Origin of the sequence: Haploplasma axanthum (assembly GCF_900660745.1) — a bacterium.
Lineage (GTDB): Bacteria > Bacillota_I > Bacilli_A > Acholeplasmatales > Acholeplasmataceae > Haploplasma > Haploplasma axanthum.
In genome coordinates this window covers 1,827,370-1,853,063 of record NZ_LR215048.1, presented here as the reverse complement: position 1 = coordinate 1,853,063, position 25,694 = coordinate 1,827,370, and the positions used below count along the sequence as shown (strand labels likewise).

The window sequence follows — 25,694 nt, the reverse complement described above, 5'->3', positions numbered from 1 at the left end:
CGTTATTTTAAACGAACTCCTAAGCAGTATGTTTCTAAAACATCAAGATTATCATTAGTAATAATAAAATCAGCATCTTTTCCAACTTTAATTGATCCTTTAGAATCAAAAAGATTGTGAAGCTTTGCAGGATTTACTGAAGCCATTTCAATTATTTCTTCAATTGAACAGTTGTTAACACGTCTAAAGTTTTTAACACCATCTTCAAAACGTAAAATACTTCCAGCAAGTGTTCCGTCTTCTAGTCTAGCTTCTAAGCCTTTAACATAAACCTTTTGTCCACCTATTTCAGATTCACCATCAGGTAATAATTTTGCACGCATTGAGTCAGTAATCAAAACAATATTTTTATATCCTTTTGATTTATATAACATTTTTACAGCGTTAAAACTTGAATGGATCCCATCAGTAATAACTTCTGCAAAAGTATTATCACTTAATAACATAGCACCAATGACCCCAATATTACGGTGGTGGAAGGGACTCATTGCATTGTATGCATGTGTGAAATGGTTTGCACCAAGTTTAATTGCATTAAACGCCTCTTCATCAGTTGCATTTGTGTGACCGATTGATGCAACGATTTTATTAGCTTTTAAATATTTAATAAATTCATCAGCACCTTCAATTTCTGGTGCAAAGGTAACATGTTTTACAAGATTACCAGATGCTTCATTAAACTTTTTGAAAAGTTCAACACTTGGTTTTCTAATTGCATCCCCTCGTTGAGCACCTTTAAATTTGATATTAATAAATGGTCCTTCAAGATGAACACCAACAATATCAGCACCCTTTGAAGTGCTTTTTTCTTTATATTCTTTAATGTTCTTTAAGGCATTGATAATGTTTTCTTCTGTTTCAGTCATTGTTGTTGGAAAGAAAGAAGTGATTCCTTCCTTAGGTAAGTTTGTTACCATAGCATCTATTGCTTCAAATGTTGCATCCATTGTATCAGCCCCTGAAACGCCATGAATATGTTGTTCAATATATCCAGGAATAAGAATTTTTCCTTTCATATCAATCCCGTCGATATTCCCTGTTCCAATTTCTGAAATAGTTTTATCGAATTTAATATAAGCATTTTTTAATATGCCTTCCTCAGTATAGATAGTTAAGTTTTTTAATGTAGTCATGTAATTATCCTCCTATATCTATTATACTACCAAACTTGTAAAGTCAAGTTAAGAAAGTATTAATTTATATGATATAATAGTACAAACAACGCGAGGTGATTTTTGTGTTATTAGAAGTAATAGCAACTACTCTTAAAGAAGCAATCGATATTGAATCTTCTGGTGCAGATCGTATTGAACTTGTAACAGGGATTAAAGAAGGTGGATTAACACCATCAATTGGGTTAATTGAAAAAATAGTAAATAGTGTTAAAATTCCAGTTATGGTAATGGTTAGACCACATTCAAAATCTTTTGTTTATGACAATAATGATCTAGAAGTAATTATTGAAGATATTAAAAGGATTAGACTAACGAATGCATATGGAATAGTCTTTGGAGCATTAACTAAAGATAATCAAATTGATGAAGAAGTATTAAAAAAAGTAATTGATGCTAAAGGTAATTTAAGTTTAACTTTTCATAGAGCAATTGATAGATCAAGAGATTTAATTGAATCAATGAATATTTTGAAAAACTATGATATTGATAGAATATTAACATCAGCTGGTAGTGATTCTGTGGTTGATTCTATTGAACTTTTAAGTCAAATGAATGAAATAGCAATTAAAAATGATATAATACTTCTTGCAGGTTCAGGTCTTAATATTACAAACATCAAAGATTTTGTTACTAAAGCAAATGTTTCAGAAGTACATTTTGGATCAGGCGTGAAATTTGATAATAATAATTTTAAGGAAATTGATTCTGAAAAAATAAAAGTTGTAAAGGAAATTATAAAGTGAAGAAAAAAATAATATATTCTGATTTAGATGGAACGTTATTCAATCTTGATAGTAATAATAAGAGTTATTTTTCAAATGAAAATATTTCTGCAATTAATGACTGGATTCGAGATGGTAATTTATTTGGTGTAGCAACAGGAAGAAATATTTCAAGTGTATCACCTTTTTTTAAAGACACAAAACTAAAATTTAATTTACCATTTGTATTATCAAATGGAACATTAGTCTACGATTATGCACATTCTAAAATAATTTATCAAGAAATTTTAAATAAAGAAGCACTTCAAGAAGCTATTGGCTATGCTTTTAAAAATGATGTTGTTCTTGCAATAATGTCACCATATGAACATTATATTATTGTGCAAGATAAAGAAAAAAGTATAATTGAAGTTGGTTTTCCATATACAAAAGTTTATGTTGATGAAATTGATTATAAAAATATTACTAAAGCAAGTTTTGTTGTAGATCCAAGTCAAAATGAAAAAGTTAGAGAAGAAGCAAAAGCTTTTAAAAGTTTTGATAAAATTGAAGTTATTCCATCAGGTTCATCTTATGTTGAATTAGTTAATAAAGACACTTCAAAAAGATCAGCAATTGAGATTGCTTTAAAGTATGCAAATATTAAAGAATATGATTTATATACTATTGGAGATCATATAAATGATTATGAAATGGTTAAAAATGCGTATGGATTTGCTCCACTTAATGCACATGATGAAGTAAAAGATGCGGCTAAGCATGTGGTTTGTCATCATAATGATGGTGCATTAGTAGAAATGATTAAAATCATAAGAAATAAAAGTATTTAATAGATATTAAGAATGTAATATAAGCAATATAGTTATAATGACGCAATAAGTTGTTTGAATAAATTAGAAAAAGTTATTTTATTACTTGATAAATTTACTGAAAGAAGAGCAAATCCTAGATATAAAATATTGAAGAATCAAGGTTATAAATTTATTGTTGCTGAAAATCATATAATATTTTACAAATAAATGAAGAGAAAAAAGATAGTTATAGTTAATATAATTTTGCACCAAAAAAGTGAATATCAAAGATTTTTATAAATAGTTTTGAAATATATATACATCCTAGATTTGCATAGGATGTATTTTTATAATAAAAGGTTATTTAATGGATAGGGTGAAGTTTTTGAAAATATAAAAAGTATCAATATATTTTACTGATTATATAAATTAAGCATTTTGATTATTAATCTTTCATTACTTTTTCATAACTGTAATAGTTAATATATTAGCAATAATTGACAAAATAAGTTAAAAATGCTAAAATATTAGCGATATGAATAAAAAGTTTGATATAGGAGATTTTGTTACAGTTGAAACGGAACAAACAATTATAAATAACTTGGTTGAAAGATTTAAAAAGAGAAGAAAAGAAATCGGGCTTACCCAAAAAGAGTTAAGTAGTAGATCGGGGGTAAGTTATGGATCGATTAGGAGGTTTGAATCCACTGGAGATATTTCATTATCTTCGCTTTTAAAACTTAGTGATGTAATTGGATGTTTAGATGATTTTAATGAGCTATTTAAAAATCAAATAGTTAAAAATTTGAGAGGTAGATAGTAGTGAAAAATATAGACAGAGTTTTAGTTAAATACAATGAGAGATTAGTTGGGTATTTGCAAATATTAGAAAATAATAGAATTGGATTTCAATATGATGAAGAGTGGGTTAAGAATGGTTTTTCTATTTCACCTTTTTCACTTCCACTAAGTGATGATGTTTACATATCAAAAAGTCCTTATTTTAAAGGCTTATATGGAGTGTTTAATGATTCTCTTCCTGATGGATGGGGAGAGTTTTTAGTCAGAAGAATGCTCGCAAAAAAGGGAATAAATTTTGAGAAATTGACACCACTTGAAAGATTAACTTTAATTGGTAGTAATGGACTTGGGGGATTAACTTATGAACCTATTCAAAGAGAATATGTGAAAAATGATAATATGGATTTAGATAACCTAGCTCTAAATACAAAAAAAATATTAGAGAGTAAAACTGAGAATGAGAATTTAGATGATTTGTTTAATTTTGGTGGTGCTTCAGGAGGAGCAAGACCAAAGGTTCATATATCATTTAATGATGAAGAGTGGATAGTTAAATTTGGTGCTTTAAATGATTCACTTGATGTTGGATTTGATGAATATATTGCAAATAAGAAAGCTAGTGAAGCTTCTATAAATGTTAATGAGTTTAAACTTTTTGAATCAAATAGATGTAAAGGCTATTTCGGCGCTAAAAGATTTGATAGAAAAAATAAGCAAAAAGTTCATGTTATTTCACTTTCTGCAATACTAGAGACAACACATCAAATACCTAATATGGATTATTATCATTTGTTTCAAGTAATTCAAAAAATTTCTATAGACAAAATGGATTTATATGAAGCATTTAGAAGAATGAGTTTTAATGTTTTATATGGGAATAGAGATGATCATGGAAAGAATTTTTCCTTTTTATATGATGAAGAGTTAAAAGGCTATAGGCTAACACCAGCATATGACATAACAAAAACAGATTATAAATTAGAACATGAAATGACTGTAAATGGTAATTCGAAACCTAATGAATCTGATTTGCTAAGTATTGCAGATGAGTTTAGATTATCAAGAAAAATATGTGAAGGAATAATTGAAAGAATAAAAAATATAATTGTTAATGAAAAGGATAGAATATAAAAAAGAATTATGTACCTATAATATATGTGAAATAACTTAGTTAACTGTTATTCATTTTAAAACAAGAAAAGTATTAATCAATGAGACTGTATAGTATAAAAACTATACGGTTTTTAATTTTAAAGTCCTTTTTGAAAGGATTATCTATCATTTATAAACGTGTAAGCGGTTACTATTTTTTACTATGTAAGCGATACAAGTTTAGTAAGCAAAGACTTTGTAAAAAAAAATGAAAGAATGTATAATGAAGGTAATGAAACGATTAGGAGGAAAAATATAACATGAGTCACGTATTAATTAAAACTTACGATCCATTAAAGCTGAAAAAATTAGAAATTTTGGATCAAAATGGAAAAATTGTTAACCCTGATTTAGACCCTAAATTAGATAAAGAAACATTATTAAAAATGTACAAAACAATGACTTTAGGAAGAGTTGCAGATACAAGAGCAGTTCAATATCAAAGACAAGGTAGAATGCTAACATTCCCACCAAATATTGGCCAAGAAGCTACACAAGTAGGTGCTATGGCAGCATTAAAAGAAGGTGACTGGTTATCGCCAGCATTTAGAGAATTGAACATGATGTTATATAAAGGAGTACCACTAGAAAATATTTATTTATATTGGTACGGTAATGAAATGGGAAGTAAGTTCCCAAGAGAAGCGCACGTTTTACCAGTAAATATTATTATTGGTTCACAAGTAGCTATTGCAGCTGGACTTGGTATGGCGGCACAAAGACAAGGTAAAGATGAAATTGCTGTTGCATCAATTGGTGATGGTGGTACATCACATGGTGATTTTAATGAAGCATTAAACTTTGCTGGTTCAATGCAATCTCCACTTGTTGTTATAGTTCAAAATAACAAATGGGGTATTTCAACACCAAGAAGTGTTGCTTCAAAAGCTGAAACATTAGCTCAAAAAGCAGTTGCAGCAGGTATTAAAGGAATCCAAGTTGATGGAAATGATGTTCTTGCAATGTATGTTGCAATGAGAGAAGCAAGAGAAAGTGCTAAAGCAGGCGTTCCAGTTGTTATTGAAGCATTAACATATCGTATGGGTGCTCATACAACATCTGATGATCCAACATTATATCGTGATAGTAAAGAAGTTGAAGAATGGGCTAAGAAAGATCCGATTGAAAGATTGAAAAAGTATTTAATTAGCAAAAAATGGTGGAGTCAAAAAGAAGAAGAAGCATTAGATAAAGAAAATAATGATTATGTTCAAGAAGTCTTTGGACGAGTTGAAAAAACTGGAGACTTAGATTTAATAGAAGTCTTTAAATATGTTTATGAAGAAATGACTCCAAATCAAGTAGAACAATATGAAAATTACAAAAAGTTTCTTGAAGGAGGTAAATAACAATGGCAGTATTAAATTTAATTCAAGCAATTAATCACACATTGGACCAACAATTAGAAAAAAATCCTAATGTTGTTGTGTATGGTGAAGACGTTGGGGTTCAAGGTGGAGTTTTTAGAGCAACAGCTGGACTTCAAAAGAAATATGGTGTTACAAGAGTATTTGATACACCAATTGCTGAGTCTTCAATTGTCGGAACTGCTATTGGTATGGCGATTGGTGGAATGAAGCCAATTGTTGAAATTCAATTTGACGGATTTATGTTCCCAGCATTTAATCAAATTGTTACTCAACTTGCAAGAACAAGAAACCGTTCAAGAGGAAATTGGACAGCACCAATTGTTATTAGAATCCCTGCAGGTGGTGGATTTAAAGGATTAGAACACCATTCAGAAAGTTTGGAAACTTATTTAGGACATATTCCAGGTATTAAGGTAGTTATGCCTTCAACACCATATGATGCTAAAGGGTTATTAACTGCAGCAATTAATAGTAAAGATCCAGTTATATTCTTAGAACCAAAGAGAATTTATCGTTCAGGTAAACAAGAAGTTCCAGAAGAATCATATGAAATTCCAATTGGAAAAGCAAAAGTGTTAAAACAAGGTGAAAATTTAACTATTGTTGGTTGGGGTGCTCAATTAAGAGAAATCAACGCAGCAGTTAAAGAAATGGAAGAAGAATTAAACATTACAATCGAAGTAATTGACTTAAGAACAATTAGCCCAATTGATAGTGAAACTATAATTGAGTCTGTTAAAAAAACAGGTAGATTCTTAGTAGTACACGAAGCAATGCGTACATATGGACCAGGGGCAGAATTAATTGCATTAGTGAATGAAAAAGCATTCTTGTATTTAGAAGCTCCTGCAACTAGATTAACAGGATTTGATATTGTTATTCCTTTAGCACGTGGTGAACATCACCATATGATTAATAAGGAACAAATTAAAGCTGAAATCAAAAAAGTTGTTGAGTTTTAATTAAGGAGATGAACAAATAATGTATGATTTTAGATTTGCAGATATCGGAGACGGTATTGAAGAAGGAAAAATTTTAGAGTGGAAAGTTAAAGTTGGTGACAAGGTAAAAGAAGGCGATACACTTGTTATTGTTGAAACAGATAAGGTAAATGCTGAATTACCATCACCGGTAGATGGAGTAATTACTAAAGTTGGAAAAGCTGAAGGCGAAGTTATTTTAGTTGGAGAAACTGTTGTTGTTATTGATGATGGCAAAGGTGGAGATTTACCTAAAGCTGAAGCTGCTGCACCAGCACCTAAAAAAGAAGAAACAAAACAAGCACCAGTTGCAGGCGTGAAAGCAACTTATGATTTTAAATTTGCAGATATCGGAGATGGTATTGAAGAAGGAAAAATTTTAGAATGGAAATTCAAAGTTGGAGATAAAGTAAAAGAAGGCGATACACTTGTTATCGTTGAAACAGATAAAGTAAATGCTGAATTACCATCACCAGTTACAGGAACAATTGTTAAAATTGGAAAAGCTGAAGGTGAAGTAATCAAAGTTGGAGAAACTGTTGTTTTACTTGATGATGGAAGCGGAAAATATATTGGTGGATCAGATGCTAAAACTGAAGCAGTTGAAGAAAATGGTGCTTCTGTTATTGGTGAATTAAGCGTTTCTTCAGATTTAATTGATTCAAGTGATGAGACACATAAATCAGAAGTTAAAACTAATAAAAAAGCTTTAGCTACACCAGTTGCTAGAAATTTAGCTAAAAAATTAGGTGTAAATATTAATGAGATTACAGGAACAGGATCTAACGGTCGTGTAATGAAAGAAGATATTGAAAAATTCGCTAATAAAGGAAGTAAAACAGAAGCTCCAGTTGCTGCTAAAGCAACAACAGTTAATGTTCCAGCAGCAAATGTTTCACGTCAAGGTGATGTAACTATTGAAGCAATCACTTCAACTAGAAAATCAATTTCAAAAGCAATGACAACTGCTAAAACAATTATTCCAGAAACTGTATTAATGGATGAAGTTGTTATTGATAATTTAATTGAACTTAGAAAACGTGCTAAACCACTTGCTGAAGCTCAAGGAATTAACTTAACATTTATGGCATTTATTTCAAAAGCAGTAGTAATTGCATTAAAAGAATTTAGAATCTTTAACTCAAGTTTTGATCATGATAAAAATGAAATCATTTATAAAAACTTTATTAATTTAGGGTTTGCAGTTGATACACCATCAGGATTAATCGTTCCAAATATTAAAGATGCTGATACTTTAAGTGTATTTGCTCTTGCAAAACAAGTAAGAGAATTAGCTGATAAAGCAATTGCTCGTAAAGTTCAATTAGCTGATATTCAAAATGGTACATTTACAATTACAAACTTCGGTTCAGTTGGAGTATCATATGGTACACCAGTTATTAATTATCCAGAAGTAGCGATACTTGGTGTTGGTAAGATTTCTAAGAAACCAATTGTAGTTGGCGATGAAATTAAAATCGGTAGTACACTACCATTATCAATAGCTGTTGACCATAGAATAATTGATGGTGCAGATGCAGGTAGATTCTTATTAAGAGTCAAAGAGTTATTAAGTAACCCAGAATTAATGCTATTAAGCTAAGGTGAAAATATATGAAAAATTATGATATTATAGTACTTGGCGGTGGGCCAGGTGGATATGTTGCAGCAATTAAAGCCGCACAATTAAAACAAAAAGTTGCTTTAATAGAAAAAGAAGTTGTTGGAGGTATTTGTTTAAATCACGGATGTATTCCAACAAAAGCTATTTTGAAAAGTGCTAAAACATATGATTTATTTAAACACGCTGATAAATACGGAATCACTGTTGATCCAGCTGTTATTGGTTTTGATTTAGATAAAATTGTTGATAGAAAAGATGATGTTGTTAAAAAATTAACTGGTGGGGTTGCATTACTTTTAAAGAAAAATGGTGTAGATGTTTATAACGGATACGGTGAAGTTGTAAGTCCAACAGAAGTTAAAGTTAATGACGAAACATTAACTACTAAGAATTTAATTATTGCAACAGGAGGAACAGCAATTGTTCCACCAATTCCTGGAGCAAAAGAAGCATATGAAAAAGGATTTGCTGTAACAAGTAGAGAGTTATTACAAGTTAGAAAAGCTCCTAAGAAATTAGTTATTGTTGGTGGTGGTGTTATTGGTGTTGAATTTGCAACAATCTTTAAATCACTTGGTACTGAAGTAACAATCGTTGAAATGGCAAAAACTATTATTACTCCAATGGATGATGAAGTAATCACTGCTTATACAAAATCATTAACAAAAGATGGAGTTAAAATTTTAACTGAAGCTGCTGTTAAAAAAATTGGTACAGATGAAGTTACATATGAAAAAGATGGTAAACAAGAAACAATTAAAACAGATTTAGTGTTAATTGCTGTTGGTATTGGACCGAATACTGGTGCTGTTTCTAAACTTGGTTTAGAAATGAAAGGCCGTGGTATTAAAGTTGATAAACACATGGGAACAAGTATCAAAGGTGTTTATGCAATAGGTGACGTTACTGGTGAACATATGTTAGCACACGTTGCATCTGCTGAAGGTGTGATTGCGATTGAAAATATTCTAGGTGAAGAAAAATCAATTGACTATAATCAAATTCCAGCTGCAATTTATGGACATCCAGAAATAGCAATGGTTGGATTAACTGAACGTGAAGCTAAGGCACAAGGTTTAAAATATACTGTAACTAAGTTCCCATTGGCTGGTAACGGTAAAGCACTTGCTGATGGTGAAACTGAAGGATTCATTAAAATGATTAAAGGATCTGAATTAGATGAAATATTAGGTGCTCATATATATGCATATAATGCAGTTGATATGATTGGTGAGATTGGTCTTGCTATGAAATTAGAATCAACAAATTATGAAGTTTCTGAAACAATTCATGCGCATCCATCGTTATCTGAAATAATTATGGAAGCTTCAATGGATAAACCAATTCACATTTAAATAAAAAAATATGACTGACTTTTAATTAAAGTTAGTCTTTTTTTTAATTATCTGAGTAACTGTGTGTGATAAGATGCGAATTTAAACTTTTCAGCGAAAAATTACGAAATATATGTAGTGAAGCGCTTTATTTTTTACAAAAAGTTGTCAAGTCACCTTATTGACATCTTGTGTAAAATGTGCTAATATTAAAGAATCACAGTTACATGATGATTGATTACTGAAAGAAGGAATGTGTAAAAAGTAAATTCAAGGAGGAAAGTATGAAAAAAGTTTTACTATTAATTAGTACACTTTTACTAACAGTTTTACTGATATCATGTAAAACCAAAGTTTACACAGTAACATTTAACAGCGATGGTGGAAGTAGCGTAGCAAAGGAAGAAGTAAAAAAGGGAGATCTTGCTACAAAGCCTGACAATCCAACAAAGGATAATTATGATTTCCAATTTTGGGTAGATGAAGATAATAAAGAATGGATCTTTACAACAAGAAAAGTTGAAAAAGATACAACACTTAAAGCAACATGGAAAGAAAAAACTCCAGTAGTTGAAAAGTTCAAACTTACGTTATCAGAAGGTTTATCAAGCAATCAAGCAAATAATAATGAGATTGCAAAAGGAACAGCAGTAACTATTACAGTTACAGTACCAGTGGATAAACAAATCAAAACATTTACAGTCAATGGAACAGACCAAAAAAATAATATTAGTAGTAATCAATTTAAATTTAATATTATGGCAAATACAACGATTGTATTAGTTCTAGAAAATAAGGAAGCTCCAGTAGAAAAAGTTACTGTTGAGTTTATTTTAGGTTATGAAGGAACTGCTATTCCTAATCAAGAAATAAATAAGGGTGCAAAAGCAACTAAACCTACTAATCCAGTAAGAGAAGGATACAATTTCTTAGGATGGACTACAGTAGAAAATGGAACAGCTTTATTTAATTTTGAAGCAGTAGTTAACGCTAATCAAAAATTATATGCCAAATGGGAAATAAAAACATTTGAAGTAACATTAATTACAGGAGATACTGAAACAAAACAAACTATAGCATTTAATGGAAATATTGCATTCCCAGTAACAACAAAAGCAGGTTATACATTTGTTGGTTGGTTTATTGGAGATAATGAATTTGATGTTGCAACAAAAGTTACTTCTAATTTAACAATAACTACTAAATGGGAAGTACTTGAATATACGATTACATATGAATTAGATGGTGGAACAAACCATACAGAAAATCCTCTAAAATATACAATAGAAAATGATACAATAACACTTCTTGATCCAACAAGAACAGGATATATCTTTGATGGTTGGTATGATGGAGAAGAAAAAGTTACACAAATAGAAACAACAAGATTAGAAAATGTTACATTAGAAGCAAGATGGACTGAAAAAGAACCAGATGTAACATATTTTGATGTTATTTTTAATAGTAACGAAGGAAGTTTGGTTTCTAGTCAAGAAATAAAAGAAGGAGAAACTGTAACTAAACCAGTAAATCCAACTAAAGAAGGTCATACTTTTGTTGAATGGCAATTAAATGGTGTAACTTATAATTTCGCTACACCAGTAACAGAAGAGTTGACATTAGTAGCTAAATGGGAAATTAATACTTTTGAAATAACAATTGATTTAAAAGATGGAACAACTCCAACAACACAAACAGTTAATTGGAATGAAACAGTAACATTAACTGATCCAGTAAGAGCAGGATATACTTTTGTAAAATGGATTTCAAATGGAATTGATTTTACAACTGAAACTCCAATAACTAGTGAGTTATTAATAGAAGTAGTATGGGAAGTAACTGAATATACAATTACATATGAATTAGATGGTGGAACAAACCATACAGGAAATCCTCTAAAATATACAATAGAAAATGATACAATAACACTTCTTGATCCAACAAGAGCAGGATATATCTTTAATGGTTGGTATGATGGAGAAGAAAAAGTTACACAAATAAAAACAACAAGATTAGAAGATATTATTTTAGAAGCAAGATGGACTGAAAAAGATCCTGATGTAACATATGAAGCAGAATTCTTAGCTAAATTAGAAGCAAGTTTAGAAGAAATAACAGAAGCAAAAGCAACATTAGATGGAAGAAATATTGAAGTAATATTTAGTGAAGGTGTAGAAGTAGCAGCAGTGAAAGCAGCAGCAGAAAGATTAGTTCTGGCATTAAGAGAATATGCAGGAGCGGGAAGCACAATCACAGTAAATGGAACAGAATTCAATTTAGCAACAGTAAATGTAGCAGATTTAGCAAGAGCGATCTTAGATGGAGTAAATCCAACAGAATTCTTATTAGAAGGAAAAGATATAGTAGTAGAATATAGTGCAAAAGTAGACTACTTAAGAACAGAACTAAACTTAACAGGAGAGTTAGTGTTTGGAGTAGAAGGAACAGAAGCAGGATTCTTAGCTAAATTAGAAGCAAGTTTAGAAGAAATAACAGAAGCAAAAGCAACATTAGATGGAAGAAATATTGAAGTAATATTTAGTGAAGGTGTAGAAGTAGCAGCAGTGAAAGCAGCAGCAGAAAGATTAGTTCTGGCATTAAGAGAATATGCAGGAGCGGGAAGCACAATCACAGTAAATGGAACAGAATTCAATTTAGCAACAGTAAATGTAGCAGATTTAGCAAGAGCGATCTTAGATGGAGTAAATCCAACAGAATTCTTATTAGAAGGAAAAGATATAGTAGTAGAATATAGTGCAAAAGTAGACTACTTAAGAACAGAACTAAACTTAACAGGAGAGTTAGTGTTTGGAGTAGAAGGAACAGAAGCAGGATTCTTAGCTAAATTAGAAGCAAGTTTAGAAGAAATAACAGAAGCAAAAGCAACATTAGATGGAAGAAATATTGAAGTAATATTTAGTGAAGGTGTAGAAGTAGCAGCAGTGAAAGCAGCAGCAGAAAGATTAGTTCTGGCATTAAGAGAATATGCAGGAGCGGGAAGCACAATCACAGTAAATGGAACAGAATTCAATTTAGCAACAGTAAATGTAGCAGATTTAGCAAGAGCGATCTTAGATGGAGTAAATCCAACAGAATTCTTATTAGAAGGAAAAGATATAGTAGTAGAATATAGTGCAAAAGTAGACTACTTAAGAACAGAACTAAACTTAACAGGAGAGTTAGTGTTTGGAGTAGAAGGAACAGAAGCAGAATTCTTAGCTAAATTAGAAGCAAGTTTAGAAGAAATAACAGAAGCAAAAGCAACATTAGATGGAAGAAATATTGAAGTAATATTTAGTGAAGGTGTAGAAGTAGCAGCAGTGAAAGCAGCAGCAGAAAGATTAGTTCTGGCATTAAGAGAATATGCAGGAGCGGGAAGCACAATCACAGTAAATGGAACAGAATTCAATTTAGCAACAGTAAATGTAGCAGATTTAGCAAGAGCGATCTTAGATGGAGTAAATCCAACAGAATTCTTATTAGAAGGAAAAGATATAGTAGTAGAATATAGTGCAAAAGTAGACTACTTAAGAACAGAACTAAACTTAACAGGAGAGTTAGTGTTTGGAGTAGAAGGAACAGCAAGAGCTGTAAGTATTTCTAATGAAAATCAACTTAGATTAGCGCTTTCTAATCCTAAAATAAGTACTATAGAATTGTCACAAGGATTTAATATTTTAAGTTCTGTGAAAATTAATAGAGCAGTAACTATTAATGGTAATGGACATGCACTAGATTTTTCTAGTGCTGTTCAAGATTCAAATAATAGTTTTAATCATGGAATAATCATTCAATCTAGTAATGTAATAGTTAAAAACCTAGTAGTTGATTCATACAGATATGGATTTGGTATTCAAATTTTTAATAGAATCGGTGTAGTTATTGAAAACGTAACTGTTAGCAATTCATTAAAAGGTGGAATTTTAGTTAATAGTTCTGAAGTAATGGTTAAAAATGTAACACTTCAAAATAATGTATGGGGTGGTATTGAAGTATCAGAAGGAAAAACTGGAACTGTAACACCTAAATTAACTGTTGAGGGAACAATAACTTACATTAAAGGAACTAGTGATGCTGAGGCTATCATTTGGATTGATGGTAAACTAACAAATGATGAATGGGTTGTAGGTTCAAATTTAAAGCAAGTTGAAAAAACAGTTTCTAATAATAGAGAACAAAGATGGTTTGTAGAACCGATTGTTAGTGTTACTGCTGAATTAACCGGAGAAATTAGAATTGTTGATAATATTGTTGAATATCAAATAAAATTATCTAATAATGATTTGGTTTGGGTTCCACTTGAGTCAAATGAATTAACTTACGATAAAGAATATGAAAGTAAATTTTATGATGCAAGTATTAATCTAGATGGTTTAGTAGTAACTGCAACTTTTGAATATACGAACAACCATGGTAGATCATTAACACAAAGCCAATATTTTTATCAATATATGTTAAAAGTGAATGGAAATAATGTTGAAGGTAAAGGAACAAAATGGTTAGATAGAATAAATGGAAGTTGGAGAGATTTAACAGAATATATTAGAGAAGATGTAGTAGGAACTTGGGTTGGAAGCACAATTATAGGTGAATATGGAGTAGTATATATTATCAATGATGTACTATACTATGCTGTTGAGACAATGCCTCAGAGATATTATGCAACATTTAAAGTTGATAATGTTATAGTTGAATATAGAGGACAAAAAGATAATCAATCTTTGATAACTGGTAGTACAAAAGGTAACAAGGATGGATACGAATTTTTAGGATGGTTTGACGAAGAAACAGATGAATTATTTGATTTTGGCCAACCATTAACAAAAAATGTTGTTTTAGTAGCAAAGCATGAACTTATCACTGAAGCAAATGTAGCAAATCAAAATGAATTATTAAATGCTCTTAGAAATGAGAATATTGTAAGAATAAATTTGCTAAATGGATTTGAAGTAACTGAATCCTTGAAAATAAACAGAAAGTTAACAATTGATGGAAAGGGACATGCATTAGATTTTTCTAATGCGATTCAAGATACGAATCCTAGCTTTAATCATGGAATAATTGTTCAATCAAATGATGTAATATTAAAAGATTTAATAGTTGATTCATATAAACATGGCTTTGGAATCCAAATATTTAATAGAGTTAATGTAGTTATTGATACTGTATCAGTTTTAAACTCATCAAAGGGTGGGATTTTAGTTAATAGTTCAGAAGTAACTATAAGAAACATAGTACTTGAAAATAATATTTGGGGAGGTATAGAAGTATCTAAAGGGAAGACTGGTTCAAGATTACCTAAACTTACTGTTGATGGAATAATCAAATTTGAATCTGCTGTATTACCTGCTGTATGGATTGATAAAGTAGGTGAAATAGGTGATGATTTAGTTGAAGGATTACAATTAAACTCATTTAAACCATTTGGTAAAGATCAAATATGGTTTGTAGCTTTTGAAGTTGGAACAAAAACAGAGTTTTTAACGAGATTTAATGATTTACTTAATCAGATAACAGCAGCAAATGTTGAATTATCAAATGAAGATATCAATGTTAATTTTAATGAAGGTGTAGATATTAATTTGGTACAATTAGCTGCAGAATCATTAATTAATGCATTAAGAGAAAATGTTGGTATAAATAGTACAATAACTATTAAAGATAAAACTTTTAATTTACAAACAATAACTGCAAGTGAATTGGCGGGTGCAATATTAGAAGATATTAGTCCTCAAGAATTTCTTGAAAATGGAGAACCGATTAATATTACATATACAGCATTGGTTGATTATGAAAGTGTAGAAATTAAATTAAATGGAACAATAAGATTTGAAATAACTCCTTTATCAAAGGAGTTTTCTCTTGTATATGGGGTTACCGGTAATGGAAGTATTGTTGGTTTAACAAACCAAATTCTAGTTGAAGGAACATTAGGGGAAGAAGTTACTGCTGTTCCAAATGAGGGGTACTTTTTTTCACATTGGAGCGATGGCGATACAAATCCAGTAAGAAGAGATAGGATAGTATATGGTGATAAAAGTATAACAGCGGTTTTTCTTATCTATAAATACGAAGTAAAATTCTTAGACTATAATAATCAAATAATTAAGAGTGAAGAAGTAGAGTATGGTGAATCAGCGATTGCACCAGAAAATCCGACAAGAATAGGATATACATTTAAAGGCTGGAGTGTGGAGTTTTCAAGAATAACAAAAAATATAGAAGTAAAAACAATATATGAGATAAACAAATATGTGGTGAGATTCATAGATCATGATGACAAATTACTAGTTGAGGTTGAAGTAGAACACGGAGAAATAGTGGTATATCCAAAAGATGAGCCAACAAGATTTAGAACACAAGAGTTTACATATAGTTTTTTAGAATGGGATAAAGACTTAACTGAAGTACTAGAAAATACAACATATAAAGCAGTATATAGTGAAATAAGAAATAAGTATGAAGTAGTATTTATTGACTATAATAATGTAACATTAAAAAGTGAAGAAGTAGAATACGGAAAATCAGCAATAGCACCTGAAGAACCAAATAGATTGGGGTACACATTTGTTAGTTGGAATAAAGATTTTACTAATATAACTGAAGAAACAGAAATATTTGCAGTATATGAAATAAACAAATATATAGTAAAGTTTATTGATTATGATGAAACTAAATTGAAGGAACAAATAGTTGATTATGGATTAAATGCAAATGCACCCGCTCTTACATTTAGAAGGGGATTCAAACATATAGGTTGGGATAAAGAATTTATTTCAGTAACAGAAAACATAGAAGTAAGAGCTTTATATGAAGATGTAATCTTTATTGGTGAGGAATTAAATGATAATTATTATGTTGTTAATAGAGTATATAACAATAGTACTATTAAAACTGAATCTATTGGCTTGATTCCTATTGTCTTTGGGTCAAATGATATTTCAAGTAATTATACTTTTGAGTATAAAGATTCAACAGGAAAAAAAATAACTACAGTTAATTTAGCTGATGGTGCAACAACATTTGTTTTTGATGTTATAGCAAAAAGTGAACTATATGATGATTTTTCAGGAAGAGTAGTTATTAAGTATCAATCAGTAACAATAGGAAATACTGATAAGTATATGACAATTGAAGATGCAATTAATATAGCTAAGAGTGGCGATGTTATTTTTGTGAGATTTAACACATCATTTTCTAAAGAGAATATTGCAAATGAAGTATATGGTAAAACAACATTTCAAGTTAAACAAGGTGTTACATTGTTGTTGCCATTTAATGCAGAATTAATAACTACATTAAATGAGACAAATACTGCTGCAGCAATAAATAGAAATGCTGGGTATGTAAAACTTAATGTGACAAGTGGAATTAATATAGAAGTAATTGGCACTTTCACAGTAAATGCTCAAAGATCACATGCAAGCACTAGATTTATGGGGTTTGTAACTGGGGCAAACTATTCAATGGTTAGATTAGAAAATGAAAGTTCTCTTAACGTCTTAAAAAATGGGCAACTTAACGTAATTGGTTTTATTTATGGTGATGGAGAAATAAACATAGAGAATGGAGCAAAAGTGCTTGAAACAATGTTTATACAATCATTTAGAGGAGGAAGTGCAACTTTTAATGTACAAAGTGATGTTTTTCCTTTCGATCAATTTACTGTTAATAACATTGAAAGTAAAATGAATATAAAAAGTGGTTCTATATATAGAGTCTCTGTTCTTTTATATATGAGTAGTAGTTTTAATTTTGCTGAATTAGAAATTATTGGAACTAGTTCAACAAGCTTAATTAAAATAAACGAAGGATTTGTTGAGAAAAAATATAATTCATTAAATGGTGAAATAACTTTATCTCTTTATGGTAATGCAGAATTAAATAATGCTGTGGTTAAAGTTGGTGGTATTACTGCTTCTAGTTCTGGAAAAGATATGCCATTTGATGGTAAGTGGCATTTTAATCTTAAAAGTGGAAGTGTTCTACAGATAAATTCTTATGTATCATTATTGCCCGGAGCAACAATAACTGTTGAAGAAAATGCAGAACTTAATATCTCTACTAGTGGAAGATTAACAATTTTTAATCCATACCAATATATTTTGGATGGAACAAACGCATATACTAAATACGGAGATACAGCTGTATATAATAGATATCGAATGGCTCCAAAATTTGATTTCAATAATTCGACTATAGCGGAATTAAATTTAAAGGGGAGATTAAATGTTGAAGGTGGAATTGCAGGAAGAGTAAATAAACAAGAAAATGGAATAATAGATATAAAAGATAATGCTAAGACAGAATACACAATTAATTATGTTATGGGAACTGGTAGTGGAGCAAATGTTAATTCCAGAACAGTTAGTTATTGGTCTGAAGAAAATACTAATTTAGTAAGTATTTATAGTAATCCTACGATAATTAAAGAAGGAAGTAAGTTGGATCTTAATATTTATGCACTTGTCCGTGATGTGAATGGTATAGCAATTAACAATACAAATGTAAAATTTATTATTGATTCTATTGGATGGGAATTTACAGTAAATACCGATAGTTCTGGTATAGCAATAGCAAGTTATTCTGTTGAAGAGGCAAGCGGAGAAAACTATAATGTAAGAGTAATAATTGATGATGCTGAATATAGGCAAGAAGTTAAAGTTACTAAATCATCTGGAGAATCGCCATTCTTATACAGTGTAGACTCAAATGGTAATGTGATATTTGAACATGAACCATTTCCATTCTCAATGCTAGAAAGTATAGAAGGTACAACTTATGGTAGTTTAAGATATTTAGAAGAAGTAAATGGTGAATATATAATTAGAGTTGTAGAAGAAGGTACTTCTGTTACAACTTTAAAAGATACTGTTTTATATGTTTTTGACTATAGTGATGAAGATATACTAGATGTAGTATTTGATATAAACGGTAATGTTCAAACTATAAAGAATTATACAAAGCCCATAAGTTTTGTTGATGAAAATAACAATTCAATGATTGAAAATGTATTGGTAAAAGATGGTAATTATGCACTTAAATCTGAACAAAATTTAGGTTTAATATATTATGATGCAATGTTTAAAAGAAGTGAGTATAATTCATTCGCAAAATTAATAATATCAGCTAGGGAATTAGGAAAATCAATGAAGATGTTTAATGATGTTACATCATCACTTGGGTCTATTGATAATCTTTGGTTAATGGATCAATTATTTAACAAGAATAATGATTCAAAGATTTCTTTGAATAATATTTTTGAAACACTTGAATTGGAAATACAGTTAAAAGTTAATGGAACTTGGATTAAACAAGGTAGTATACAACCAAAGACATATTTGGATGAAAATCAAATTATCGAACTTGATTTAAGTAATGTAAGTGATGAATACATTGTTGTTAGATTAGTTATGCCTGGAGTAATTAATTATGGTATTGATTACATTGCTATTGATTTTTCACTTAATAGTAAAGTTGAAGTTAAAGAAGCTAAACTTAAGAAATCAGTTTATACGAATAAATATGATATTAAAACAAATTTTGTAACAGGAACCGAACTAGTTTATGGAGAGTATGTAGATTTTTATTATGAAGTACCAGTAAAAGATGAAAAAAATATTAGAAAATTCGGTGTAGAAACTACAGGATATATTTATGCTGGTGAGGGAATATACTCACAAAATGAGAAAAACAATATAAGAAGTATGACATATCAAGAATTAGTTAACTATCTAGTTGTAAATGAAGATGAAAATATATTTGAGTTATATTATGAACTAGTACGAATTGGTAATTTAGATAAATCAGATATATTTAAAGAAATATTTGAGTTATTAAATTGATTAAAAGTGTGACTTAAAATATTAATAATATTTAGAAAAATATGTTTTTTAAAAGATAACTTTAAAATAACTGGGGTATTAAATATGTAAATTCGAAAGAAGGATATCTGAAATTATAGAAATCCTTCTTTTTTGATGCAAAAATATGTTTGCTTTTTTAAGTTTGGTTAATGTTAATAACTGTTTTTTGTCATTCATTACATTAAACTAGCATTTTAGAACATAAAAGGTATCTAAAACAAAAAAAGTTATATTATAAAATATATTAAGGGAGGAATTACTATGAAAGAAAAAAATCATAAAGTATTAAAAGTTATTTATTGGATCATTGCAGGATTATTCTTAGCACTTGGAATTGCATTTATCTTTGATTTTGCAGATGATGTCTTTGGATTAAACTTAAAGAAGATAGTTACAGGTGGAATATTAATAACCGTTGGCTGTTTAACGATTATTCCTATTTTAAAAAGTAAGAAGTATAATTATGAATGGTTGTTTATAATTGAATTAATTATTGTAATTGCTGCTTCAACTATTGGTTTTATTATTCCAGGTATTAATAAAGACTTTGGAAGTAATCTAGGTACTCCATCTCTATGGATTGGTCTTGTAGTAGCATTCCATGCAGCAACATATTTAATTCTAGGAAACTTTAATGAGAAAACAAGTAGTTTATTATTTTTCTTATATTTGGTTTTATTATTTTTAGGTGGAGCAATTGTTGGAGGTAATTTATTAGATAAGTATATTAATATTATTATTGTGGCAGGTCTTATCCTAATAGCAATCTATTTCTTTTTGAAAGGATTACTTGTTAATAAAAAAATTGTTAGTAAGACTGAATAAATATTTATGATAACTAAGTTTTAGTGATTTGAAAAGATACATTTTTTTGTATCTTTTTTTAGAGTTTAAGTCATAAAAATTAAACATTTTGATGTTCAATCTATAATATAGTGATAAAACAACTAAAGTTAATGTTTTTATGTTCATTAAATGTAAAAAAATGTTAAACTTGTTTTATAATTATATATATAAATATAGCGATGGTGATATAATGAAAAACATATTTTTGAAAATTAAATGGTTTATGAAAAAAGAGTGGAAGACATATCTTTTATTACTTATAATGCTTATTTTGTTAGCAGTATTATCTCTAATGCCTGCTTATTTTTTAGGTCAAGCGATTGATACAATCGTTTCAGGAGAATTAACAAGTGCAACTTTACTTTATTTAGTGGGAGCACTTGGATTAATACCGTTAATCAGATACTTTATGAGTTTTATTTATAATTATCAAATCAGTAAGTTGGCTCAAAAACTATCTTTCGAACTTAGAGATAAATATTTAAGACATTTGTTCCAAATGGATCTAAGTTTTTATTCTAAATATGAAAAAGGTGATTTAATTAATCGTGTAACAAGTGACTTAGAGGCAATTACTGTTGCTGCTACGAATCTTTTTGAAGGAATTATTTTTAACTTTGGTTTAATAATAATTACACTTGTATTAATGATTGTTACAATAAGTTGGAAACTGACATTAATTTCTGTTACTATTATGCCAATTGGATTAACAATTCTTAATATGATACGCCATCGTAAAAGAAAATATGTTTTAAGACATCGTGAAATATATGCAAAGATGACAGAAGTTGTTTTAGAATCTGTTGAAGGTCAAAAAACAATTAGAGCATATGGTGAAGAAAATAATGATTTAAAGAAACAAAAAGAAGCAATCATGAACGATATAAATTCATGGGGATATATTGTTAACTATGAAAACTGGTTTGCTCCATTGTTTGAAGTTATTTATGGTATTGCATATGTTTTAGCGTTTGCTTTTGGTGTTTATTATATTATTAATAGCGAAATTAGTTTAGGAGACTTGGTAACATTTGTTTCATATATTGGAATGCTTTATGGTCCAATTATTGCTATGTCAACAATTTTCACGCAAATTAACAATGCAACGATTTCTCTTGATCGATATGATGAGATTTTAAATGAAAAAACAGAAGTGATTAATACTGATGATTCTAAACATATTATTGATTTCAATGTTATAAGATTTGAAAATGTAACATTTAAATATCCTTTTGATAGTAAACCGGTTATTAAAAACATCAATTTTGAAATTAAGAAAGGTCAAACAATTGGGATTGTTGGACCAACTGGTGCAGGTAAATCAACATTAATTAGACAATTGTTAAGAGAGTTTAATGTTAGTGATGGTGATATTTATATTGATGATAGTAATATTAAAGAATATCGCATTGATGAAGTTAGAAATTTAGTTGGATATGTACCACAAGCACATACAATTTTTAAACGTGAAGTTGTTGATAATATTAGAGTTGGTGGTCCAAAAGCAACTGTTGAAGCATTAGACAAAGCAGTTAAAATTGCGGACTTTAAAAAAGATTTAGAATTTTTAGAACGTGGATTACATACAATGGTTGGTGAATCCGGATCAACATTATCTGGTGGACAAAAACAAAGACTTTCAATTGCCAGAGCGTTAATTAAAGATCCTGAAATTCTAATTTTAGATGATTCATTATCTGCTGTTGATGCTAAAACAGAGGATAATATTATTAATGATTTAAAGAGATTTAGAAGAGATAAAACTAATATTATTATTGCACATAGATTTAGTGCAGTAAGAGATGCTGACATTATTTTAGTTTTAGAAAATGGTCGAATTACTCAACGTGGAACACACGAAGAGTTATTAAAAGAAGATGGTTGGTATAAAGAACAATATATTAACCAGATAACAATGATTTAAGGGGGAATAACAATGTTTAAAACAATTAAAAAAGTTTGGCGTTATATTAGAAAATATAAAGCATTATTAACATTTGCAATCCTCGCAATGATTACAGTTCAAGTTTTAAATCTAGCATCACCATTAATTGTAAAAGCAATCATGGATGATTATTTGGTGGCTATTGAAAAACCTTGGTATGAAATAAATGAAAATAAAGATGGTGCTGTTCTATATAATAATAAATACTATTCACAAGACGATGAAAGTACTAATGGAATAATGGTAGTTATTAGTAAAGGTAAATATTATTTTATTGATGATTTAATTAGTGAAGAATATGTTAGAGGTAATAAAGAAATTATTGATAATGGCTCTAAAATAACTTTTAAGAGTCAAAGTGGAAGTGTTGTTACATATGATTCAAAGCTTTTGACTAGTAAAGAAGTAAGATTATTCTATGAACCAGTGGTTAATCCATTAATGGTCTTAGTAATTATTTTAGCAGTTAGATTATTTATGCAAATCTTATTTACATATATTCAAAGAATTTCAACAGCTAGACTTAATGTTAATATAGTAAAAGATGCGAGAATTGATGCCGTAACATCGCTTCAAAGAATGCCGATGAAATATTTTGAAGAAGAACCAGCAGGAAAGATTGCTAATAGAGTTATTAATGATGTTGGTGGAATGATGGGATTATTTTCAACATTAATGAATCTTTTATTAAACGCTTCTATGTCAATTGTTTTTGCTTATATTGGGATGTTTTATCTTGATAAGAATTTAGCACTTATCAGTTTTATAATTTTCCCACTTGTATACATATGGCTTAAATACTTTGTTAGAAATTTAAACTCAATTGCTGAAAAAGTTAATGAGCAAGGATCGTTAATTACTGCTCAATTAAACGAAATAATCAATGGTGTAAGTATTCTCCAAATTTTCAACTATGAGGAAGAAACAATTGGTAAATTTAACGATTTATCAAGAAGTTATATGAATGAACAATTAAAAGAAACTAGACTTCATCTATCTTTAGGATGGAATATGATTAGATTAATTGGATCATTAGTTACAGCATTAATTGTTTTCTATTTTGGTAATGGATATTTGACAGTTGTAGGATTTACAGTAACAGCAGGAACAATTTATGCTTATAATACTTATTTAACAGGAATAATTGAACCAGTAGGTGTTCTATTTAGAGAAATAGGTAATCTACAACACTCACTAGTAAGAACAGAAAGAATTTTTAAAGTAATTGATGGTGAACAAGAAGATGATTCATTTGAAATTCTTCCAAGAGTTAATGGAAATATTAAGTTTGATGATGTTTGGTTTTCTTATGTTGAAGGACAACCAGTCTTAAAGGGTGTTTCATTTGATATAAAAGAAAATAGCATGGTAGGAATTGTTGGACATACCGGAAGTGGTAAATCAACATTAATGAATCTATTACTTAGATTCTATGATTTTAAGACATATGATAGCGGAAGAATTCTTATTGATGATATTGATATAACAACAAACTCAAAACGATCATATCGAAAAGATATTGGAATTATTTTACAAGATCCAATGTTATTTACAGGTACACTAGCAGACAATATTAAATTTGGTGCTGATATTAGTGATGAAGAAGCAATTGAGATTTTAAAGTCTGTTGGTGGTGAATCATTATTAAATAAACTTCCAAATGGAATACATGAAGAAATGACTCGTGGTGGTAAAAATATGAGTATTGGTGAACGCCAAATTATATCATTTGCTAGAGTAATTGCTCATAATCCAAGAATTTTGATTATGGATGAGGCGACGGCTAACATTGATACTGAAACAGAAACAATGATTCAAAATGCATTAGAAAAAGTTAAAAAAGGAAGAACTTTGATTGTTATAGCTCATAGATTATCAACAATTAAAAGTGCAAATAAAATAATTGTGTTACAAAAGGGACTAAAAGTAGAGGAAGGAACTCATCAAGAGTTGCTTGCTAATGATTCTGTATATGCTAATATATATCGTGCACAAATAAAGAGTTAATTGATTATTTTAAAGAGTGAAAGATTTAAGGTCTTTCATTTTTTAAAATATAAATATAAGAAAAAGGTGAAATAATGAAAAGAAAAATTAAAACATTCCTATATACAGGAATACTATATATAATCCTTGCAATAATTATTTTAGTACTTATAGTATCTGATAAGAATTCAAGAACTAAAACTGATAATCTTGTTATGGGATTTTCAATGGTTCCTTTATTTGTTATTATTGGTATTGCATCATTAGTTCAATACTTCTTGAAAATTAAAAATAGATCTATTTTAGAATTAGTAGCTAAAAAAGGTTTTAGATATACAATTATAAGTATTGTTTTATTATTAAGTTTAGGAATAATAGTTTCAGGAGTATTATTGAAAAACTACTTTGTTATTATTATTGGTGTTGTATACCTTTTAGTACTTTCTGGTTTTATAGTTTTATATAAAAGTTTATTCAGAGATGATAAAAACTTTAATAACAAAATTACTAAAAGATATCTAGGAGTATTAGTTGGTGATGAGTACTACTTAAATGGAGTTAATATTCTTGATAATAATAATTACGAAGTTATTGATAAAAGAATTATTTTAAGTATTGATAATCGAGAATATGAAAGTGATGAAATTATTTATGTTAAAGGAAAAACATTCAAATTTTTAATTGCATATAAAATAGTTGGTGATTCTGAAAAAATTGCTTTTGCAGTAAGACATGCTGATTTTTATAAACTAAGATTTAATGATATTGATACTAATGCAAATACTGATATGAAGAAGAACTATGAATATATTCAAGCATATTATGAAAATAATAAAGAAAAATATAATGATCCAACATTCTATTATGATGAAGAATCAATATATCGAATTAAACCATATGAACATGAAGGAATATTCTTCATAATTGAAGAAATGTTATCTTCATGGCCATCATTTGGATATGATGATAACAAAGTTAGTTATTGGGAATTATTAGGAGTAAAACAAATTGATGTTAAATCATTTGATGAAGCAGTACGATTTGTTGAAAAACATATAAATGATTTAAAAAAGAATGAAAATAAAAACAGTAAATAAGAAAA

General features: G+C 29.1%; 14 protein-coding genes. 13 read left to right on the top strand and 1 reads right to left on the bottom strand.

What is annotated here, in order from left to right; all coding sequences use genetic code 11:
• Positions 1 to 2: 2 nt before the first annotated feature.
• Positions 3 to 1,133 (bottom strand): N-acetylglucosamine-6-phosphate deacetylase, encoded by a 1,131-nt coding sequence (nagA, locus tag EXC62_RS08450; RefSeq protein WP_026390941.1) that lies wholly within the window; start codon positions 1,131 to 1,133, stop codon positions 3 to 5.
• Positions 1,134 to 1,237: 104 nt separating this feature from the next.
• Here nagA and EXC62_RS08445 point away from each other — a divergent pair, with 104 nt between their 5' ends.
• The 13 genes from EXC62_RS08445 (at position 1,238) to EXC62_RS08385 (ending at position 25,689) form a co-directional block, all read left to right on the top strand.
• Positions 1,238 to 1,918 carry a copper homeostasis protein CutC gene (locus tag EXC62_RS08445; protein ID WP_162140290.1) on the top strand — a complete coding sequence of 227 codons (681 nt, stop codon included), beginning with the start codon at positions 1,238 to 1,240 and terminating at the stop codon, positions 1,916 to 1,918.
• The gene (locus EXC62_RS08440) at positions 1,915 to 2,727 is read left to right on the top strand and encodes an HAD-IIB family hydrolase (RefSeq protein WP_026390943.1); all 813 of its coding nucleotides are present in this window, start codon (positions 1,915 to 1,917) and stop codon (positions 2,725 to 2,727) included. Before EXC62_RS08445 ends, EXC62_RS08440 begins: the two co-directional genes overlap by 4 nt.
• Before the next feature lie 496 nt (positions 2,728 to 3,223).
• A complete protein-coding gene (locus tag EXC62_RS08435) occupies positions 3,224 to 3,508 on the top strand; it encodes a helix-turn-helix domain-containing protein (RefSeq protein WP_026390944.1) in 285 nt (94 codons plus the stop codon).
• 2 nt (positions 3,509 to 3,510) lie between these two features.
• Positions 3,511 to 4,620, top strand: a complete 1,110-nt coding sequence (locus EXC62_RS08430) for a type II toxin-antitoxin system HipA family toxin (RefSeq protein ID WP_035375846.1) — start codon at positions 3,511 to 3,513, stop codon at positions 4,618 to 4,620.
• A 281-nt stretch (positions 4,621 to 4,901) separates the two neighbouring features.
• Complete coding sequence (pdhA, locus tag EXC62_RS08425; RefSeq protein ID WP_026390946.1) at positions 4,902 to 5,990, top strand: pyruvate dehydrogenase (acetyl-transferring) E1 component subunit alpha; 1,089 nt, start codon at positions 4,902 to 4,904, stop codon at positions 5,988 to 5,990.
• A gap of 2 nt (positions 5,991 to 5,992) precedes the next feature.
• A complete protein-coding gene (locus EXC62_RS08420; RefSeq protein WP_026390947.1) occupies positions 5,993 to 6,973 on the top strand; it encodes an alpha-ketoacid dehydrogenase subunit beta in 981 nt (326 codons plus the stop codon).
• A 19-nt stretch (positions 6,974 to 6,992) separates the two neighbouring features.
• Positions 6,993 to 8,594, top strand: coding sequence for a 2-oxo acid dehydrogenase subunit E2 (locus EXC62_RS08415; RefSeq protein WP_084156718.1), 1,602 nt, complete (start codon positions 6,993 to 6,995; stop codon positions 8,592 to 8,594).
• 11 nt (positions 8,595 to 8,605) lie between these two features.
• Positions 8,606 to 9,970: a dihydrolipoyl dehydrogenase gene (gene lpdA, locus EXC62_RS08410; RefSeq protein WP_026390949.1), complete on the top strand. Its 1,365-nt coding sequence runs from the start codon at positions 8,606 to 8,608 to the stop codon at positions 9,968 to 9,970.
• Between the two features lie 263 nt (positions 9,971 to 10,233).
• A complete protein-coding gene (locus tag EXC62_RS08405; RefSeq protein ID WP_162849146.1) occupies positions 10,234 to 19,794 on the top strand; it encodes an InlB B-repeat-containing protein in 9,561 nt (3,186 codons plus the stop codon).
• 282 nt (positions 19,795 to 20,076) lie between these two features.
• A complete protein-coding gene (locus EXC62_RS08400; protein WP_026390456.1) occupies positions 20,077 to 20,640 on the top strand; it encodes a hypothetical protein in 564 nt (187 codons plus the stop codon).
• A gap of 211 nt (positions 20,641 to 20,851) precedes the next feature.
• Positions 20,852 to 22,585 (top strand): ABC transporter ATP-binding protein, encoded by a 1,734-nt coding sequence (locus tag EXC62_RS08395; protein WP_026390455.1) that lies wholly within the window; start codon positions 20,852 to 20,854, stop codon positions 22,583 to 22,585.
• Between the two features lie 12 nt (positions 22,586 to 22,597).
• Positions 22,598 to 24,613, top strand: coding sequence for an ABC transporter ATP-binding protein (locus EXC62_RS08390; RefSeq protein ID WP_035375698.1), 2,016 nt, complete (start codon positions 22,598 to 22,600; stop codon positions 24,611 to 24,613).
• Between the two features lie 74 nt (positions 24,614 to 24,687).
• On the top strand, positions 24,688 to 25,689 hold the full coding sequence (locus tag EXC62_RS08385) for a hypothetical protein (RefSeq protein WP_026390453.1): 1,002 nt from the start codon (positions 24,688 to 24,690) through the stop codon (positions 25,687 to 25,689).
• Positions 25,690 to 25,694 lie beyond the last annotated feature (5 nt).

Coding starts and splice junctions, on each gene's coding strand:
- nagA (WP_026390941.1), bottom strand. CDS start 1,133: ATGACTACATTAAAAAACTTAACTATCTATACTGAGGAAGGCATATTA.
- EXC62_RS08435 (WP_026390944.1), top strand. CDS start 3,224: ATGAATAAAAAGTTTGATATAGGAGATTTTGTTACAGTTGAAACGGAA.
- pdhA (WP_026390946.1), top strand. CDS start 4,902: ATGAGTCACGTATTAATTAAAACTTACGATCCATTAAAGCTGAAAAAA.
- EXC62_RS08420 (WP_026390947.1), top strand. CDS start 5,993: ATGGCAGTATTAAATTTAATTCAAGCAATTAATCACACATTGGACCAA.
- EXC62_RS08415 (WP_084156718.1), top strand. CDS start 6,993: ATGTATGATTTTAGATTTGCAGATATCGGAGACGGTATTGAAGAAGGA.
- lpdA (WP_026390949.1), top strand. CDS start 8,606: ATGAAAAATTATGATATTATAGTACTTGGCGGTGGGCCAGGTGGATAT.
- EXC62_RS08405 (WP_162849146.1), top strand. CDS start 10,234: ATGAAAAAAGTTTTACTATTAATTAGTACACTTTTACTAACAGTTTTA.
- EXC62_RS08400 (WP_026390456.1), top strand. CDS start 20,077: ATGAAAGAAAAAAATCATAAAGTATTAAAAGTTATTTATTGGATCATT.
- EXC62_RS08395 (WP_026390455.1), top strand. CDS start 20,852: ATGAAAAACATATTTTTGAAAATTAAATGGTTTATGAAAAAAGAGTGG.
- EXC62_RS08390 (WP_035375698.1), top strand. CDS start 22,598: ATGTTTAAAACAATTAAAAAAGTTTGGCGTTATATTAGAAAATATAAA.
- EXC62_RS08385 (WP_026390453.1), top strand. CDS start 24,688: ATGAAAAGAAAAATTAAAACATTCCTATATACAGGAATACTATATATA.